The sequence below is a fragment of the Pseudomonas sp. Root562 genome, assembly GCF_001427125.1.
GTDB lineage: Bacteria > Pseudomonadota > Gammaproteobacteria > Pseudomonadales > Pseudomonadaceae > Aquipseudomonas.
On sequence record NZ_LMGK01000022.1, the window covers coordinates 22345 to 38097 of the forward strand.

At 59.7% G+C, this 15753-nt stretch carries 14 protein-coding genes; 2 read left to right on the forward strand and 12 right to left on the reverse strand.

Annotation, left to right across the window (positions count from 1 at the left end; genetic code table 11):
• The first annotated feature begins 13 nt into the window (after positions 1-13).
• A complete protein-coding gene (locus tag ASD60_RS17920; RefSeq protein WP_056855284.1) occupies positions 14-787 on the forward strand; it encodes an enoyl-CoA hydratase in 774 nt (257 codons plus the stop codon).
• Between the two features lie 177 nt (positions 788-964).
• On the opposite strand, the gene ASD60_RS17925 is transcribed toward ASD60_RS17920, so the two are convergent.
• From ASD60_RS17925 to ASD60_RS17935, 3 genes are all read right to left on the reverse strand, one after another.
• Positions 965-2116: an acyl-CoA dehydrogenase family protein gene (locus ASD60_RS17925; protein ID WP_056855285.1), complete on the reverse strand. Its 1152-nt coding sequence runs from the start codon at positions 2114-2116 to the stop codon at positions 965-967.
• A gap of 3 nt (positions 2117-2119) precedes the next feature.
• The gene (locus tag ASD60_RS17930; RefSeq protein ID WP_056855286.1) at positions 2120-3226 is read right to left on the reverse strand and encodes an enoyl-CoA hydratase/isomerase family protein; all 1107 of its coding nucleotides are present in this window, start codon (positions 3224-3226) and stop codon (positions 2120-2122) included.
• A 242-nt stretch (positions 3227-3468) separates the two neighbouring features.
• Entirely contained in the window at positions 3469-4176 is a 708-nt protein-coding gene (locus tag ASD60_RS17935; protein WP_056855287.1) for an HPP family protein, read from the reverse strand.
• Between the two features lie 337 nt (positions 4177-4513).
• Between ASD60_RS17935 and ASD60_RS17940 the strand changes: the two genes are divergently transcribed.
• Positions 4514-5452: a site-specific integrase gene (locus ASD60_RS17940; protein WP_056855288.1), complete on the forward strand. Its 939-nt coding sequence runs from the start codon at positions 4514-4516 to the stop codon at positions 5450-5452.
• A gap of 4 nt (positions 5453-5456) precedes the next feature.
• Here ASD60_RS17940 and ASD60_RS17945 read toward each other — a convergent pair whose 3' ends face one another.
• The 9 genes from ASD60_RS17945 to ASD60_RS17985 all read right to left on the reverse strand — a co-directional run bounded on the left by ASD60_RS17945 (position 5457) and on the right by ASD60_RS17985 (position 15313).
• The gene (locus ASD60_RS17945) at positions 5457-6521 is read right to left on the reverse strand and encodes an ABC transporter ATP-binding protein (RefSeq protein ID WP_056855289.1); all 1065 of its coding nucleotides are present in this window, start codon (positions 6519-6521) and stop codon (positions 5457-5459) included.
• Entirely contained in the window at positions 6518-8068 is a 1551-nt protein-coding gene (locus ASD60_RS17950; protein ID WP_177336592.1) for an ABC transporter permease, read from the reverse strand. Before ASD60_RS17950 ends, ASD60_RS17945 begins: the two co-directional genes overlap by 4 nt.
• 51 nt (positions 8069-8119) lie before the next feature.
• Positions 8120-9133: an iron ABC transporter substrate-binding protein gene (locus ASD60_RS17955; RefSeq protein ID WP_056855290.1), complete on the reverse strand. Its 1014-nt coding sequence runs from the start codon at positions 9131-9133 to the stop codon at positions 8120-8122.
• Positions 9134-9270: 137 nt separating this feature from the next.
• Positions 9271-9828 (reverse strand): PqiC family protein, encoded by a 558-nt coding sequence (locus ASD60_RS17960; RefSeq protein ID WP_056855291.1) that lies wholly within the window; start codon positions 9826-9828, stop codon positions 9271-9273.
• 17 nt (positions 9829-9845) lie between these two features.
• Entirely contained in the window at positions 9846-11522 is a 1677-nt protein-coding gene (locus ASD60_RS17965; protein WP_056855292.1) for a PqiB family protein, read from the reverse strand.
• Positions 11503-12159 (reverse strand): paraquat-inducible protein A, encoded by a 657-nt coding sequence (locus ASD60_RS17970; protein WP_056855293.1) that lies wholly within the window; start codon positions 12157-12159, stop codon positions 11503-11505. Before ASD60_RS17970 ends, ASD60_RS17965 begins: the two co-directional genes overlap by 20 nt.
• Positions 12156-12752, reverse strand: coding sequence for a paraquat-inducible protein A (locus ASD60_RS17975; protein WP_056855294.1), 597 nt, complete (start codon positions 12750-12752; stop codon positions 12156-12158). The genes ASD60_RS17970 and ASD60_RS17975 overlap by 4 nt, the downstream gene beginning before the upstream one ends.
• Before the next feature lie 174 nt (positions 12753-12926).
• Positions 12927-14228 (reverse strand): NAD(P)/FAD-dependent oxidoreductase, encoded by a 1302-nt coding sequence (locus ASD60_RS17980; RefSeq protein WP_056855295.1) that lies wholly within the window; start codon positions 14226-14228, stop codon positions 12927-12929.
• Positions 14225-15313, reverse strand: coding sequence for a polyamine ABC transporter substrate-binding protein (locus ASD60_RS17985; protein WP_056855296.1), 1089 nt, complete (start codon positions 15311-15313; stop codon positions 14225-14227). The genes ASD60_RS17980 and ASD60_RS17985 overlap by 4 nt, the downstream gene beginning before the upstream one ends.
• Positions 15314-15753 lie beyond the last annotated feature (440 nt).

The following is a 15753-nucleotide window of genomic DNA, read 5'->3' on the forward strand; positions in this document are numbered from 1 at the left end:
AAGGAACCACTCCGTGAGCTACGAAACCATTTTGCTGGAAACCCATGGCCGCGTCGGCCTGATCACCCTCAACCGCCCGCAAGCGCTGAACGCCTTGAACGCGCAGATCGTTAGCGAGCTGAACCATGCCCTCGATGGCCTGGAGGCCGATTCGAACATCGGTTGCATCGTGCTGACCGGCTCGAAAAAGGCTTTTGCTGCCGGTGCCGACATCAAGGAAATGGCTGAGCTGACCTACCCGCAGATCTACCTCGACGACCTGTTCAGCGACAGCGACCGCGTGGCCAACCGGCGCAAGCCGATCATCGCTGCGGTGAATGGTTTCGCCTTGGGCGGTGGCTGTGAACTGGCGCTGATGTGCGATTTCATTCTGGCCGGCGACAACGCCAAATTCGGTCAGCCGGAAATCAACCTCGGCGTATTGCCAGGTATGGGCGGCACCCAACGTCTGACCCGCGCCGTGGGCAAGGCCAAGGCCATGGAAATGTGCCTGAGCGGGCGTTTGATCGATGCGGTGGAAGCAGAACGTTGCGGCATCGTGGCGCGCATCGTGCCGAGCGATGAGCTGCTGGAAGAAGCACTGAAAGTCGCGGCATTGATCGCCAAGAAGTCGTTGCCGATTGCGATGATGGTCAAGGAAAGCGTCAACCGCGCCTTCGAAGTGAGCCTGTCCGAAGGCGTGCGTTTTGAGCGTCGGGTGTTCCATGCGGCGTTTGCGACGCAGGATCAGAAGGAAGGGATGGCGGCGTTCATTGCCAAGCGTGAGGCTGAGTTCGTCGGCAAGTAATGCGGCGTTCTTGCTGACGTCATCGCTGGCAAGCCAGCTCCCACATGATGTAGCACCGATCGTTCCCACGCTCTGCGTGGGAATGCCGACCGGGACGCTCCGCGTTCCTTCGCAAGCGCGACGCAGAGCGTCACCGGATGCATTCCCACGCAGAGCGTGGGAACGATCATCAGGACTTCACACCAAGTAATTCTTCAGTTCGCGGGCGATGACCATCCGCTGAATCTCGCTCGACCCTTCATAGATCTGCGTGATTCGCGCATCCCGGTAATACTTCTCGACCGGGTAATCCTCCAGATACCCATAACCGCCGTGAATCTGAATCGCTGACGAACAGACTTTCTCGGCCATTTCCGAAGCAAACAGCTTGGCTTGCGAAGCCTCGGACAGACAAGGCTTGCCCGCGGTGCGCAGGCGAGCGGCATGCAGGATCATCAACCGTGCGGCATTGAGTTGCATGTGCATGTCCGCCAGCAAGTTGGCGATGCTCTGGTGCTCGATGATCGGCTTGTCGAACTGCACCCGGTCGCGGGCGTAAGCCAGTGCCGCTTCAAAGGCGGCGCGTGCGATGCCCAGCGCTTGGGCGGCAATGCCGATGCGGCCGCCTTCAAGGTTGGACAGGGCGATGGCCAGGCCTTTGCCGCGCTCACCCAGCAGGTTGGCTTCGGGGATGGTGCAGTTATTGAGCGTGACGGCGCAGGTGTCGGACGCGCGAATGCCCATTTTGTGCTCGGTGCGGTCGACGATAAAACCGGCGGTGTCAGTCGGCACCAGGAATGCCGAAATGCCGCGCTTGCCCAGATCCGGATCGGTCACCGCAAACACGATCGCCAGTTTGGCCCGTTTGCCGTTGCTGACGAATTGCTTGGCGCCGTTGATTACCCAATGGCCATCGCGCAGTTCGGCACGGGTGCGCAGGTTGTGCGCTTCGGAGCCAGCCTGGGGTTCGGTGAGGCAAAAGCAGCCGATAGTCTGGCCGCTGGCCAGATCCGCCAGCCAGGTTTGCTTCTGTTGTTCAGTGCCGTAGTTGAGCACCGGCCCGCAGCCCACCGAGTTGTGGATGCTCATGAAGGCGCCGGTAGCGCCGTCGCCGGCAGAGATTTCTTCTACCGCCAACGCATAAGCCACGTAGTCGACATAGGTGCCACCCCATTCCTCGGGGACCACCATGCCGAGCAGGCCCAATTCACCCATTTTCGCGACCAGACCGTCATCGATCCAGCCGGCCTTTTCCCAGGCTTGTGCGTGAGGCGCGATTTCACCACGGGCAAAATCCCGGGCCATGTCGCGGATCATGACTTGCTCTTCTGTCAGTTCGAGATCGTGCATGGCTCAGCTCCCGCTCTCATCAAAACCGTTGAAGAAACTCGCCACGTGTTCGGCGTCCAGCGCCTGCAACGTGGGCGGGTTCCAGCGCGGATTCTTGTCTTTGTCGATCAGCAAGGCGCGCACGCCTTCGATCAGGTCGCCGCGCTCGAACCACTGGCGGTCCAGGTGCAGCTCTAGGGCGAAGCATTGTTCGAGGCTCAGGCGGCGACCGCGCCGCAGCATTTCCAGGGTCACGCCCATGGCCAGCGGCGAACGGGTTTGCAACAGGTCGGCGGTGGCGGTGGCCCACTCGTGGCTATCAGCGACCGTTACTTCGCGCATTTGCTCAACCATACTCGGCACATCGGGCAGGGCGAAGAAGTGGTCGATGGCCGGGCGTAAAGTTGCCAATGGCGCATCTGGCAATTGTTGCACGGCGAGTTTCGCCAGCAGGCCCTGAAGGTCTTTGAGTGGGGTGTCGCGCCACTCCAGCTGATCGAGTTTTTCATCCAGCGTGGTCAGTTTGCTGCTGTCCAGATACCAGTCGGCCAAACCGCAATACAGCGCATCGGCAGCCCGGATCTGCACGCCGCTGACCCCCAGGTAAATCCCCAGTTCGCCGGGAATGCGCGGCAGGAAGTAACTGCCGCCGACGTCCGGGAAATAACCGATACCGACTTCCGGCATCGCTAGGCGGCTTTTCTCGGTGACCACTCGCAGATCGGCGCCTTGCACCAGGCCCATGCCGCCACCGAGGACGAAACCGTCCATCAAGGCCAGCACGGGTTTGCGGTAATGGTGAATCGCCAGGTCGAGGGCGTACTCCTCAACGAAGAATTCTTCGTGCAGGGTGTCGCCGTTCTTGAAGCTGTCGTACAGCGAACGAATGTCGCCACCGGCACAGAAAGCTTTTTCGCCGGCACCGCGAAGAACCACCGCATGCACCTGTGGATCACCGGCCCAGGCATCGAGCTGGCGGTGCAGGTTGCGCACCATGTCCAGGGTAATGGCGTTGAGGCCGGCGGGGCGGTTGAGGGTCAGATGGCCGATATGGTTGCGTACTTCGGCCAGCACTTCATTTTGCATGGCTTCCATGGACTGCGGTCCATTCGATGTAACCTGAGCAGTCATCACTAACTCCCTGCTTTTATTGTTCTTTATTAGAGAAGCTCGCGCGCGAGCGATGCAAGATCGTAACAGTGCAAATTTGTGATGTACAACCGGGATATGTGCAGGTTTTATCTGCACAAATGCATGGCGAGAACGCAATACCCTGCAGGAGCGAGCCTGCTCGCGATGAGGCCCTGCCAGTCAACATCGATGCTCAATGGCAGACCGCTTTCGCGAGCAGGCTCGCTCCTGCAGGGATTTCATCAGGCGCTACGGCTCAACACCTCACCAATACTGCGCCGCTTGGCATGCAGTTCACTGGCATGGATCAGCTGTTCGAGGTCTTCGGGGGTGACGTCGAAGAACGCTTCCATCTCGGCCAGGGCCAGTTTCAAGTCCTGGGCGGTAATGGCTTGGGTCTCCACGGGCGTGTGATCAGCAGGAATCACTGCCACGGGCTCGGCGGCACGCTTGGGGTAACGGATACGGGTGAGGTTGTTGTAGGCCAGGGCGCTGAGCAACATGATCGACGCGCCGAGCATTACCGGACCCAGCGCTTTCCAGTCCATGGCAATGGTTGCCGGATCGGCCAGAACCAGGGTCAGCGCCAATGCGCCGGCGGGTGGATGCAAGCAACGCAGCCAGCACATCAGGATCAACGCCATGCCGGCCGCCAGACAGGCGCTGCCCAATGTCCGCCCCAGCACATGAGCGACCAGCAGCGATATCACACCCGCGCTCAGATAACCACCGATGATCGACCACGGCTGGGCCAATGCACCGGAAGAAACGGCGAACAGCAACACCGCCGATGCGCCCAGCGGCCCGATCAGATGTTGCGCCACTTCGATGCCAAACACCTGACCACACAGCCAAACGCTGAGCAGCGTTCCCAAGGCCATGCCGATGGCAGCACGACTCCATTCCGTTGGGCGGGTGTTGATGGCGGCAGGCAACCAGCGAGCGAACATGATGTGGTGGTTTCCAATAACAAAATTCGAGGAAAAAAAAAGGCTTATCTGGGATAGCCAGAAAGCCCTTGAAGTTGTTCCAACTATTGGGGGAGGAACGCCGACAGTGTGCCGATCATTACTGATGCTGACAAATTCATATTAATGAAGCTTCAGTTCATTAATTCTGATGTAAAGCGACGCGCCGACCAAGTATGAAACACAGGAATTGCACCCCACCGCCAGGACAGTGGCCTTTATCGGCGATATTTGACTTTATCGGCCATGACCGGCAGCGTAACGGCCCTCTTTGTCTGCACTCCGTTTGTAGCGATTTCTTTTATCAAGGCCGTTTCGTTTGACTGACTTACCTGTTGCTGATTCAAGTACGCCCAAGACCAACCCGCTGACTCTCTATCTGGCGCGATTGGCGCCCTCCAGCCAACTGACCATGCGCTATGTGTTGCAGGACGCCGCCGATCGCCTGGGCTTCGATGAAGTGAACATCGAAGAGATTCCCTGGCACAACCTGCAACCCGAAGACGTCATTGCCCTGGTCGCGACGCTGCGCACCGATGGGTACGCACCGAACACCTCTTCGCTGTACGTCAATGCCGTGCGCGGGGTGATGAACGAGGCTTGGCGCATGAGCCTGATCAGTCAGGAACATCTGCTGAAGATGCGTTCGGTCAAGGGCATTGCCGGCACGCGCCTGTCCCAGGGCCGCAATCTGCGGCGCACGCTGATTCAGGAACTGATGGAAGTCTGCGCCGCCGATCCCCGGCCGCAGGGCCTGCGGGACGCGGCGATCATCGGGATTTTATACGGCTCGGGCATGCGCAAGTCGGAATCGGTCAACCTCGACCTGAACCAGGTCGACTTCGCCGAGCGCAGCCTGCGGGTGACGGCCAAGGGCAACAAGCAATTGATCAAGTACGCCCCGGCGTGGGCTTTCGCTAAACTGGACGCCTGGCTGGAGCTGCGTCGCTCGATGCTCAAGGAAGGCGAACAGGATGACCCGTTCCTGTTCAATCGAATCCGTCGCGGCAGCCATATCACCCGCGAACGCATCACCAAACATGCGATTTACTACATCGCCAGGCAGCGCGGAACGCAAGTCGGGGTGAAAATCATGCCCCATGATTTCCGCCGCTCGTTCATTACTCGGGTGATTGAAGAGCACGATCTGTCGATCGCCCAGAAACTCGCTCATCACAGCAACATCCAGACCACCGCCAACTACGATGTTCGCGATGACAACGAGCGGCGGCGGGCGGTGGATCGCTTCGATCTGTGAGCCCTCAGCTCAGTACGTGAGCATGGCCGATGGTCGAGATGTGAACGGCGCTGCCGGCCGGTGGAGCGTACATGCCCGAGCTGCGCACCAGCAATGATCGGCCGGGTTGTTCGCTGGCGATCAATGGCTGCAACTGCACTGTCAGCGTGCAGGTGTTGCCGCTGAAATCCCGGTCGGTGACCACCGCACGGCATCCGGAAATTTCCGTGTCGCTGGGCAGCAGGCTGGCCAGTTGCAACTGCTCGGGCCGCAGCATGATTTGCGCCGTGCTGTTGTTGCGGTGATTGTTCACCGGAATTCGCCCCAGATCGCAGTGTGCCCAACCGGCTTCGATGCGTGCCGGCATGACCACGGCATCACCGAGAAACAGCGCGGTCTGTTCGTCTTCGGGATAGCGGTAAAGATCCAGTGGATGCCCCGACTGTACCAGGCGACCGTTACGCATCACCGCCAATTGATCGGCAAAGGACAGGGCTTCGCTCTGGTCGTGGGTGACCAGGATCGTGGTTACGCCGGCATCGTCGAGCAAGCGCGCGACCATCTTGCGCATGGCCGAACGCAATCCGGTATCCAGCGCGGAAAAGGGTTCATCCAGCAACATCAGCCGAGGCTGTTGCGCCAGTGCCCGTGCCAGGGCTACCCGTTGTTGCTGACCACCGGACAACTCATGGGGCCAGCGTTCGGCCATGCGCGAGTCCAGGGCCACGCTGTCCATCAACTGCGCCACGCGCTGCTGTTTTTCATTGCCCTTGGTCGACAAGCCAAAGCCGATATTGGCCGCCACCGTCATGTGTGGGAACAGTGCGCCGTCCTGGGGAACATAGCCAATCAGGCGTTGATGCGCCGGTACCTCGTGGGTGCTGTCGACCAGGGTCTGACCGTTCAGCGACAGGCGTCCGCTGTCAGGAAATTCGAAACCGGCGATCATGCGCAGCAAGGTGGTCTTGCCAGAGCCCGAAGGGCCGACAATCACCGTGCGACTGCCGCTGGGCACGGACAGGCTGACGTCGTCCAGCGCACGATAGGCGCCGTAGGTTTTGTTCAGGGAATGCAGTTCAAGCGTGTTCATCGGCCAGCCGTTTTTTTCGATTGGTGATAAAGAAGTCCGGTCAACGGTAGCGACAGCACAATCATCAGCAACGCGTACGGCGCCGCGGCGGCGTAGTCGATTTCGCTGGTCATGGCCCAGAACCCGGTGGCCAATGTGCGTGTGCCGTTGGGGGCGAGCAGCAGGGTAGCGGTCAATTCGTTGGTGATCGCCAGAAAAACCAGTGCTGCCCCGGCGGCGGCACCCGGTGCCGCCAGCCGCAAGGTAATCAGCCACAGCGCGCGGGCAGGGGAGCGGCCGAGGCTGCGGGCGATATTTTCCAGTTCCACCGGCGCCTGGGCGATACCGGCACGCAGGCTCACCAATGCGCGGGGCAGGGACATCAACAGATAAGCCAGCAGCACGGTGATGGTGGTCTGATAGATCGGCCGTGCGAAATGGATGGTGACGGTCACCAATGCCAGTGCAACGACAATGCCCGGCAATGAGCTGGTGATGTAGTTGCAGCTTTCGAGGACGCGTTGCATTCGTCCGGGATAGCGAATCGACAGCCAGGCAATCGGGATCGCAGCGCACGTGGTCAGGGCGGCGCCGCCGACGCCGAACAACAGGGTCTGCTCCAGTGCCGGCAGCAGTTCGGCCATGTCCCACACTTGCGAGCCTCCGGCAATCAGCCAGTTGCCCAACGTCAGCAGCGGTACGCCCAATGCCAGCAGGCAGGTAACCCCCTGCAAAGCCAATCCGATTGCGGTTGACGACGTGCGCAGGCAGACGATCCGCTGCTCACGGGCACTGCCCGAGCCGACACGAGCATAGCGCGCGGTGCCACGCGCTGCCGACTCAGCGGTGAGCATCGCCAGGCAACACAACGCAAGCACGCTGGCCAGCATGTGGGCGGCAGGCCCGTTGAAGGTGGATTTGAACTGATCGAAGATCGCGGTGGTGAAGGTATCGAAGCGGATCATCGCGTACAGGCCGTACTCGGCCAACAGATGCAGCCCGACCAACAATGCGCCACCGCAAATGGCCAGGCGTAACTGCGGCAGCACCACGCGGAAGAACACCGCCCAGGGCTTGAGCCCCATTGATTCGGCCACGTCTTCGATGGCCGGATCGAGGCGGCGCAGGGTGGCGGCAACCGGCAGGTACAGGAACGGGAAATAGGCGATGACCGAGACCAGCACCCCGGCAAACAATCCGTGAATCGGCGGCACCAGGCTGACCCAGGCATAACTGTGGACGAAAGCCGGCACCGCCAACGGCGCCGTGGCCAGTAATGACCACCAGCGGCGCCCCGGCAGATTGGTGCGTTCTGTCAGCCAGGCCAGCGTGACCCCGAGCGCCACGCACAGGGGAATGGTCAACAACACCAGCAACACGGTGTTAACCAGCAATTCGCCCACCCGCGGCCGGAAAACCAGGGTGACCACCGCAGACCAGCCTGTCTGCAAGGACACGCCGATGACATAGGCAATCGGCAGCAACGCCAATAACGAAACCAGCACCGACAAACTGATCACCCACGGGCCGCCACGGCTCGCGAACGTGCCGCGAGATCGTCGGCGCAGATTGGCGGGTACGGCGTCAGTCACTCCCGCCGGCAGGGTTTCAGGTATCAATTAGAGCAGTCCCGCCTGAGTCATCAGTTCCACGGCTTTTTTGCTGTCAAGTTTCGAAGCATCGACAGTTGGCGCATCGAGCTGCTGCAAAGGCATCAATTTCGGGTTGGATTGAGCGTTCTTGCCCACGGCGTATTCAAACGATTTGCCGTCCTTGAGGATGGCCTGGCCGTCCTGGCCGGTGATCCATTTGAGGAACGCCTGGGCTTGTTCCTTGTGCTTGCTCGACGCCAGGACGCCGCCGCCGGAAATGCTGACAAAAGCGCCCGGATCCTTGTGTTTGAAGTAGTGCAGGGCGGTGTTCTTGCTGTTTTCGCCGGTCTTGGCCTGGTCGACGAAGCTGTAATAGTGATAGATCACGCCGCTGTCGATCTGCCCGGCATTCACCGCTTTGAGCACCGAACTGTTGCCCCGATACGCGGTGAAATTGGTTTTCATCGCCTTGAGCCATTCGAGGGTTGCGGCTTCGCCTTTTTGTTCCAGTATGGCGGCGACAATCGCCTGGAAGTCGGCGCCGCCCGGTGAAGCGCCCCAGCGACCTTTCCAGGCCGGGGCGGCCAAATCCATGATCGATTTGGGCAGGTCGGCGTTCGGCAGTTTGCTCGGGTTATAGACGAACACGGTTGAACGCGCGGCGATTCCGATCCAATTGCCATGGGCTGGACGGTAAGCGGCGTCGACTTGTTCAAGCGTGGCTTTGTCGACGGGGGCGAACAAACCGGCGTTATCGACCAGCACCATGGCCGGCGAGTTCTCGGTCAGAAACACATCGGCCGGTGAATCGGCGCCTTCCTGGACGATCTGATTGCCCATCTCGGTGTCATCGCCGTTGCGCAGGGTCACCGGAATCCCGGTTTCCTGAGTAAACCCTTCAACCCAAGCCTTCGTCAGGCTTTCGTGCTGCGCGTTGTAAACCACGATGCCGACGGAATCGGCTGCGTATACATGACCTGCGCTGACAAGAGCGCTGGCGAGCAAGGCTTTTTTCAGAAAAGACGGGACGCGGAAAATCATGCTTTAGCAGCTCCTTTTAATATTTTCGAGCAAACAGATTCGACAAGATAGACGTCGATTATTGTAGATCAATAGGAATCATTTGCATGTTTGCGGCGCGGCAAATGTAATGCCTGAAATGAGAAAAATTCGTCAACTCATGGGTTTGATGGACAACCTTTTTGTGACCCGGAGGCAGCCTGGCTGATCACCGCGGCCAAGCGTTTGACGTTGTTTTGCTGAGCGGCTACCAACTCATCGATGGACGAACCGGAAGGCGTCTGCAAAGTGCTGCGACAACTCAACAGGGTGTTTTCATCGCCATTGGCGCCCCGCAGGCGCCACTTCACATCGATCAGCCCATACTGACCCGGAATCGAATCGAAGCGTTGTACCTCCAGCCTCACCGATATTCTGCGTTGCGGGTTGTTGTTGACCATCTGGTCGAGCAGGGCGCTGCGCAGTTCATCCACCAGGCTGGCGCCCCACCATTGGGTTTCAAGAATGGCCATGCCTGTATTGCCTTCGCGCACCACGATCTGTGGACGATCCACTTGCGGCGGCACGGTAAGACCTTCGATCTGGATGTCCGTCGTGGTCCTGGTATTGCCGGACAGTTGCGCCGGCGTCAGGGTGTGAAACTGGATCGGATCGCTGCGGCAGGCGGTGAGCAAAGACAACGCGACGACCAGGGTCATTTTCATTGGAAAAGCCATGGGTGTTACTCCTGTAGTCATTTGCTCGGTGGTCCTTGCAGATCAATGGGGGCGGCGTTGTTCGGGCGGCCACGAATCAGCGATTCCGGATGGCGGCCCAGATAATCAGTGAGGTCGCGCAAGGACCGCGACGTACGTCCGAGTTCTTCCAGGGTCTGGCCCAGTTGCTCGCGTTGCGGCGAATCATCGGCCAGGGTCGAGTTGGCCGATTTCAGCGTCGTTTCGGCGGACTGCAACGTCTTGCTGACGGTCGACAAGGTGGTTTGAACCCCTGGCAATGTCTTGCTGTTGAACTGCCCCAGGGTTTTGCGCAATTCCACCAGATTGCCGTCCAGGTTGCCGGCAATGCTCTCCACCGGCAGTTTGTTGATCTTGTCGACCATGGCTTCGAGTTTTTCCTGCAATTGCTCCAGGCTACCCGGAACGGTCGGGATGGTGACCGGGCGGGCCGTGGGATCGAATGCCACTTTTTCCGCTTTGGGGTAGAAGTCCAGGGCGATGTACAACTGACCGGTCAACAGGTTGCCGGTGCGCGCCTGCGCACGCAGGCCGTTCTCGATGAACGTGCCCATCAGGCGCACACCGGCGGCTTCGTCGTTGGGGTCGTGCTTGAGCGCAGTGAGCATTTTTATGTGTGCCTGGCCCAGACGCTGTGGGTAGATCACGATGCCGACATTGAGTGGGAAGGTGCGTTTCTTGGCATCGAAATCCAGATTGACGGAGACCACTCTGCCGAATTCAATACCGAGAAATTCCACCGGCGCATCGACCTTGAGCCCACGCAGTGCCTGATCGAAGCGCAAGGCCAGGTATTGCGGCTTGCCGCTGGGTGGGGCGAGGGCGGTTTGCTGGTCGTCGAACAGCTCGTAGGCATACTGCTCGGGGGCGGGCTTGTCATTGGGGCTGTATTCAGGTGCGCGGAAGGCAATACCGCCGACCAGAATCGAGGACAAGGATTCGGTCTTCACCGCAAAACCGTTGGCTCCGACGTTCACGTCAATCCCGCTGGCGTTCCAGAATCGGGTGTTCTCGGTGACGTATTGATCGTTGGGCGAGTGGATGAACAGTTCGATGTTCACGCCTTTTCCGTCCGGATCCAGCGCGTAGGCCACCACCTGGCCGACCGGAATCTTGCGGTAGTAGACCGGGGAGCCGATATCCAGCGAGCCCAGGTCCTGGGTGTGCAGAGTGAAGCGTTTACCTGGCTCGCCGTAGGTGATCGGTGGCGGGTTTTCCAGGCCAGTGAAGTTTTTTGCACGTTTCTTGGCCTGGCCGATATCGGCACCGATGTAATCGCCGGACAGCAACGTATCGATCCCTGATACCCCGCCCGCTCCGATACGCGGTCTGACCACCCAGAACTGTGAGTCCTCGCGGGTGAAGCTCTCGGCCTGCTTGGCCAGTTTGATGGTGGCGTTGACGCTTTTCTGATCGTTGCTCAGTTCTACATCCGAGACGTGACCGATCACCACGTTGCGGTATTTGACCTCGGTCTTGTTGGCGGTCAAGCCGCTACCGGTCTTGAAGGTGACAACGATGGTCGGTCCCTCCTGAAGAATACTGTGCACCACCAGCGAAATACCCACCAGCACTGCGACGATCGGCACGATCCACACCAGCGAAATGCTGAAACGCCGGGTTTTTATCGGGGCCTGCCCTGGGGCACGTGATTCGTCAGTGATTTGCGACTGCATCCGTGACCTCCTGATTGTGAGGAACTTTCCTTGCGTTATCCCAAATCAAACGCGGGTCGAAACTCATCGCCGACAGCATCGTAAATACCACCACCAGACCAAAGAAAAGAATGCCCGGGCGCGGTTCTATATCGGCCAGGGCTTGAAATTTCACCAGCGACGCCACCAGGGCCACCACGATCACATCGAGCATCGACCAGTAACCGATGACTTCGACGAAACGAAACAGCTTCGACCGCTCCTTGCGCGCCCAGTCGCTGTCACGCTGCACGGTGATCAACAGCAATGTGATTGCGCCGAACTTGACGCCCGGCACGGCGATACTGGCGATGAAAATGATCAGCGCAATGTCCCAGGCGCCAGCTTCCCAGAACTCCAGGACGCCGCTCATGATCGTGCTGTCGGCGCCGTTGCCGACCATTTTTGTATTCATCACCGGCAGCAGATTGGCCGGGATGTAAAACACCAGGGCCGCAATCATGAACGCCCAGGTCCGGGTCAACGAGTTGGGTTTGCGGCGATGCAGCGGGGCGCCGCAACGTTCGCATTCGTGGGGGTTGTCGGACACGTCGCACGCCAGGCCGCAGGTGTGGCACAGGCATAGATTGAGGTCGTCGGCAACCGGAGGGGTGGTCATTGGATGTCCCATAGTTCGCGGATATCACGGCCGGCAATACGGATCATCATCAGGCTGAGGATGGCCAAGGCAAACAAACCGATGCCGGGTAGCACGTCCAGCAGCCCGGCGAGTTTGATCACCGCGACCATGGCTCCGAGCAGACACACTTCCAGCATGCTCCAGGGCCTGAGGGTTTCCAGCCAGCGCATGCAGAACTTGAACGCCGGTGAGCGTCTGTTGCCCAGTGCAAAACTCAAGACCCAGATCAGCAGCAGCAGCTGGATGATGGGCGCGATGATCATCGCGATCGCTGCCACCAGGGCGATGAATGTGATGGGGCCCAGACTCAGGGCCAGGACCGAATCCCAGAGCGTCGCGCTGTTCTTCAGCCCTTTGAGGCTGATGCTCATGACGGGATAGAAGTTAGCGAAAATCCATAACATCAATGCGGTGAAGGTCAACGCAAGACGCTGCTCTACCGTAAGGCCGTTATAGCGCTGAAGCACGCCGCCGCAGCGCGTACACAGGGTTTTCTGATGTTTGGCGAGCGTCGTTTTTTCGTACACGCAATCACAGTGCTCGCAAATGATCAGTTGATCAGTAGATGCCATGGGCCAGGCTCGACAGAGAGCGGGAAAGAATGAGCACACCCTTAATATAGAAGCGACTTGCAATTGAGCAAATTGAAAGGCTGCACAACGGCATGGATAGACGGGGAAGGGCGTAGAACGGTTATGGGAGCGAACGGATTCGCTCCCACCGGGAAGCTCGCCAGGCCGGGTGGATCAGCCCAGCATTTCGCGCATCCGATACCAGAGCATGCCGAGCGCCAGCAACGGGGAGCGCAGGGCGCGGCCGCCGGGGAAGGTCATGTGTGGCACGGCGCTGAACACGTCGAAACCTTTGCTGTGGCCCGCATGGATGGCCTCGCCCAGCAGTTTCGCGCACCAGTGGGTGACGTTCAGGCCATGACCGGAATAACCCTGGGCATAGAACACATTCGGGTGCTGGTTCAAACGGCCGACCTGGGGGAAACGATTGGCAGTGATGCCGATCATGCCGCCCCACTGGTAATCGATGCGCACGTGCGCCAGTTGCGGGAACACCTTGAGCATCTGTGGACGCATATAGGCGGCGATATCTGCCGGATCGCGCCCGGAATAGTGGCAGGCACCGCCGAACAGCAGGCGTCGGTCTGCCGAGAGCCGGTAGTAATCCAGGCCAACCTTTTGGTCGCACAGCGCCAGATTGTGCGGGATCAGTTGCCGGGCCGCGTCTTCGGGCAACGGTTCGGTGGCGATGATGTAGCTGCCGGCCGCAAGCACTTTACCGCTGAGTTTCGGCTCCAGTTCTTCAAGGTGCGCATTGCAGGCAAGTACCAGACTGCCGGCACGCACCGTGCCCCCGGCACAGCGAACCTGCACGGTGCTGCCATGGATCAGCTCCAGCACCGGGCTCTGCTCGAAGATTTGCACGCCAAGGGATTGCGCGAGCCTCGCTTCACCCAGCACCAGATTCAACGGGTGCAGGTGACCTGAGCCCATGTCGATCAATCCGCCGGCATACACGCCCGAATCAACCACGTGCTGACGAATCTGCCCGGGCTCGATCAGGCGGGTTTCGTGGGCGTACGCCGATGCCTTGAGGTGTGCGTATTCAGCCTTCAATCCGGCAAACTGCGCCGGGGTGTTGGCCAATTCGCAGAAACCCCAGCGTAGGTCGCAGTCGATGCCGTGCTCACGGATGCGATTACCCACCACTTGCACAGACTCCGTCCCTGCGTGCTCCAGATAACGCACGCCTTCGGCCCCGATATGTTTGGCGAAGCCACTGACGTCGTGGCCGATGCCGCGGATCAATTGCCCGCCATTACGTCCGCTGGCACCCCAGCCAATCCGGCGCGCCTCCAGCACAATCACCGAAAGGCCGCGCTGTGCCAGTTCGATGGCGGTGTTGATACCGGTGAAACCAGCGCCGATCACGCAAACGTCGGCGACCAGGTCAGACGTCAGCTCAGGGCGATCCGCCATGCCCTGGGCCGAAGCGGCGTAATACGAGTGAGTATGTTCCCGGGTGTACTGGTTCATTTGTTGGACTTCACTTTGCTCCAGGAGCGGGTCATCAGGCGCATGATCGACTGCGGCGGGGTGGTGGAGATGTAGAGTTTGTCGAGCACCGCCTGAGGCGGGTAAACCTCGGGATTGTTGACCAGGTCCGGGTCCATGTACTGCTTGGCGGCCGGGTTCGGGTTGGCGTAACCGACCGAGGCACTGACTTTGGCGATCACCTGTGGGTCGAGCAGGTAGTTGATGAAGGCGTGGGCTTCTTTGGGGTTGCTGGCATCGGCGGGAATCGCCAGCAGGTCGAACCACAGGTTGGCGCCTTCCTTGGGGATGGCATACGCGATGTTGACGCCGTTGTTGGCTTCCTTGGCGCGGTTGGCGGCCTGGAATACATCGCCCGAGTAGCCGAAGGCTACGCAGATGTCACCGTTGGCCAGGTCAGAGACATATTTGGACGAATGAAAATAGGTGATGTACGGACGGATACTCAGCAGCTTGGCTTCGGCTTTTTTGAAGTCCTCGGGGTTCTCGCTGCGCGGATCCATGCCCATGTAGTTCAGCACGGCGGGGAACACTTCATCGGCCGAATCCATCATCGACACGCCGCACGCGCTGAGTTTCTTGATGTTCTCCGGTTCGAACAGCACGGCCCAGGAGTCGATCCTGTCGATGCCCAGCACAGCCTTGACCTTGTCGACGTTGTAGCCGATGCCGTTGGTGCCCCACAGGTACGGCACCGAATGCTCATTGCCCGGATCGTTTTTCTCCAGTAGTGCCAGCAGTTTCGGATCGAGGTTCTGGTAGTTCGGCAGTTGTTCGCGGTCCAGTTTGAGGAACGCTCCGGCCTTCACCTGGCGAGCGAGGAAGTGGTTGGACGGCACCACCACGTCATAGCCGGTGCGCCCGGCGAGCAATTTGCCTTCCAGGGTTTCGTTGGAGTCGAAGACGTCATAGATCACCTTGATCCCGGTTTTGGCCTGGAAGTCGGCGAGGGTGGTTTCGCCGATGTAGTCGGTCCAGTTATAGACGCTGACCTGGGGCTGGGCCTGCACAACCGCGCTGAACAGGACTGCCAGCGTGGCCGGGACCATGGATTTCAATAGACGCATATCGATACCTTCTTGGAATTATTGGATTGTTCAGGTGATTCATGGCCCCTGTGGGAGCGGGCTTGCCCGCGATGGCGGCGCATCAGTCGACAAAGATGGTGAATGTGCCGGCCTCATCGCTGGCAAGCCAGCTCCCACAGGGGAATGTTGATCGTTCCTACRCTCCGCGTGGGAATGTCTCCACGGACGCTCCGCGTTCGGCTGTTGCAGGGACGCGGAGCGTCCCGGGCTGTGTTCCCACGCAGAGCGTGGGAACGATCCTTTATCGCTGGCAAGCCAGCTCCCACAGGGGAATGTTGATCGTTCCYACGYTCCGCGTGGGAATGYCTCCACGGACGCTCCGCGTTCGGCTGTTGCAGGGACGCGGAGCGTCCCGGGCTGTGTTCCCACGCAGAGCGTGGGAACGATCCTTTATCGCTGGCAAGCCAGCTCCCACAGGG

Bases quoted from the DNA above. Each gene is read 5' to 3' on its own strand.
- ASD60_RS17930 (WP_056855286.1), bottom strand. From the start codon at position 3,226: ATGACTGCTCAGGTTACATCGAATGGACCGCAGTCCATGGAAGCCATG.
- ASD60_RS17960 (WP_056855291.1), bottom strand. From the start codon at position 9,828: ATGGCTTTTCCAATGAAAATGACCCTGGTCGTCGCGTTGTCTTTGCTC.
- ASD60_RS17970 (WP_056855293.1), bottom strand. From the start codon at position 12,159: ATGACCACCCCTCCGGTTGCCGACGACCTCAATCTATGCCTGTGCCAC.
- ASD60_RS17935 (WP_056855287.1), bottom strand. From the start codon at position 4,176: ATGTTCGCTCGCTGGTTGCCTGCCGCCATCAACACCCGCCCAACGGAA.
- ASD60_RS17965 (WP_056855292.1), bottom strand. From the start codon at position 11,522: ATGCAGTCGCAAATCACTGACGAATCACGTGCCCCAGGGCAGGCCCCG.
- ASD60_RS17975 (WP_056855294.1), bottom strand. From the start codon at position 12,752: ATGGCATCTACTGATCAACTGATCATTTGCGAGCACTGTGATTGCGTG.
- ASD60_RS17925 (WP_056855285.1), bottom strand. From the start codon at position 2,116: ATGCACGATCTCGAACTGACAGAAGAGCAAGTCATGATCCGCGACATG.
- ASD60_RS17980 (WP_056855295.1), bottom strand. From the start codon at position 14,228: ATGAACCAGTACACCCGGGAACATACTCACTCGTATTACGCCGCTTCG.
- ASD60_RS17945 (WP_056855289.1), bottom strand. From the start codon at position 6,521: ATGAACACGCTTGAACTGCATTCCCTGAACAAAACCTACGGCGCCTAT.
- ASD60_RS17985 (WP_056855296.1), bottom strand. From the start codon at position 15,313: ATGCGTCTATTGAAATCCATGGTCCCGGCCACGCTGGCAGTCCTGTTC.
- ASD60_RS17955 (WP_056855290.1), bottom strand. From the start codon at position 9,133: ATGATTTTCCGCGTCCCGTCTTTTCTGAAAAAAGCCTTGCTCGCCAGC.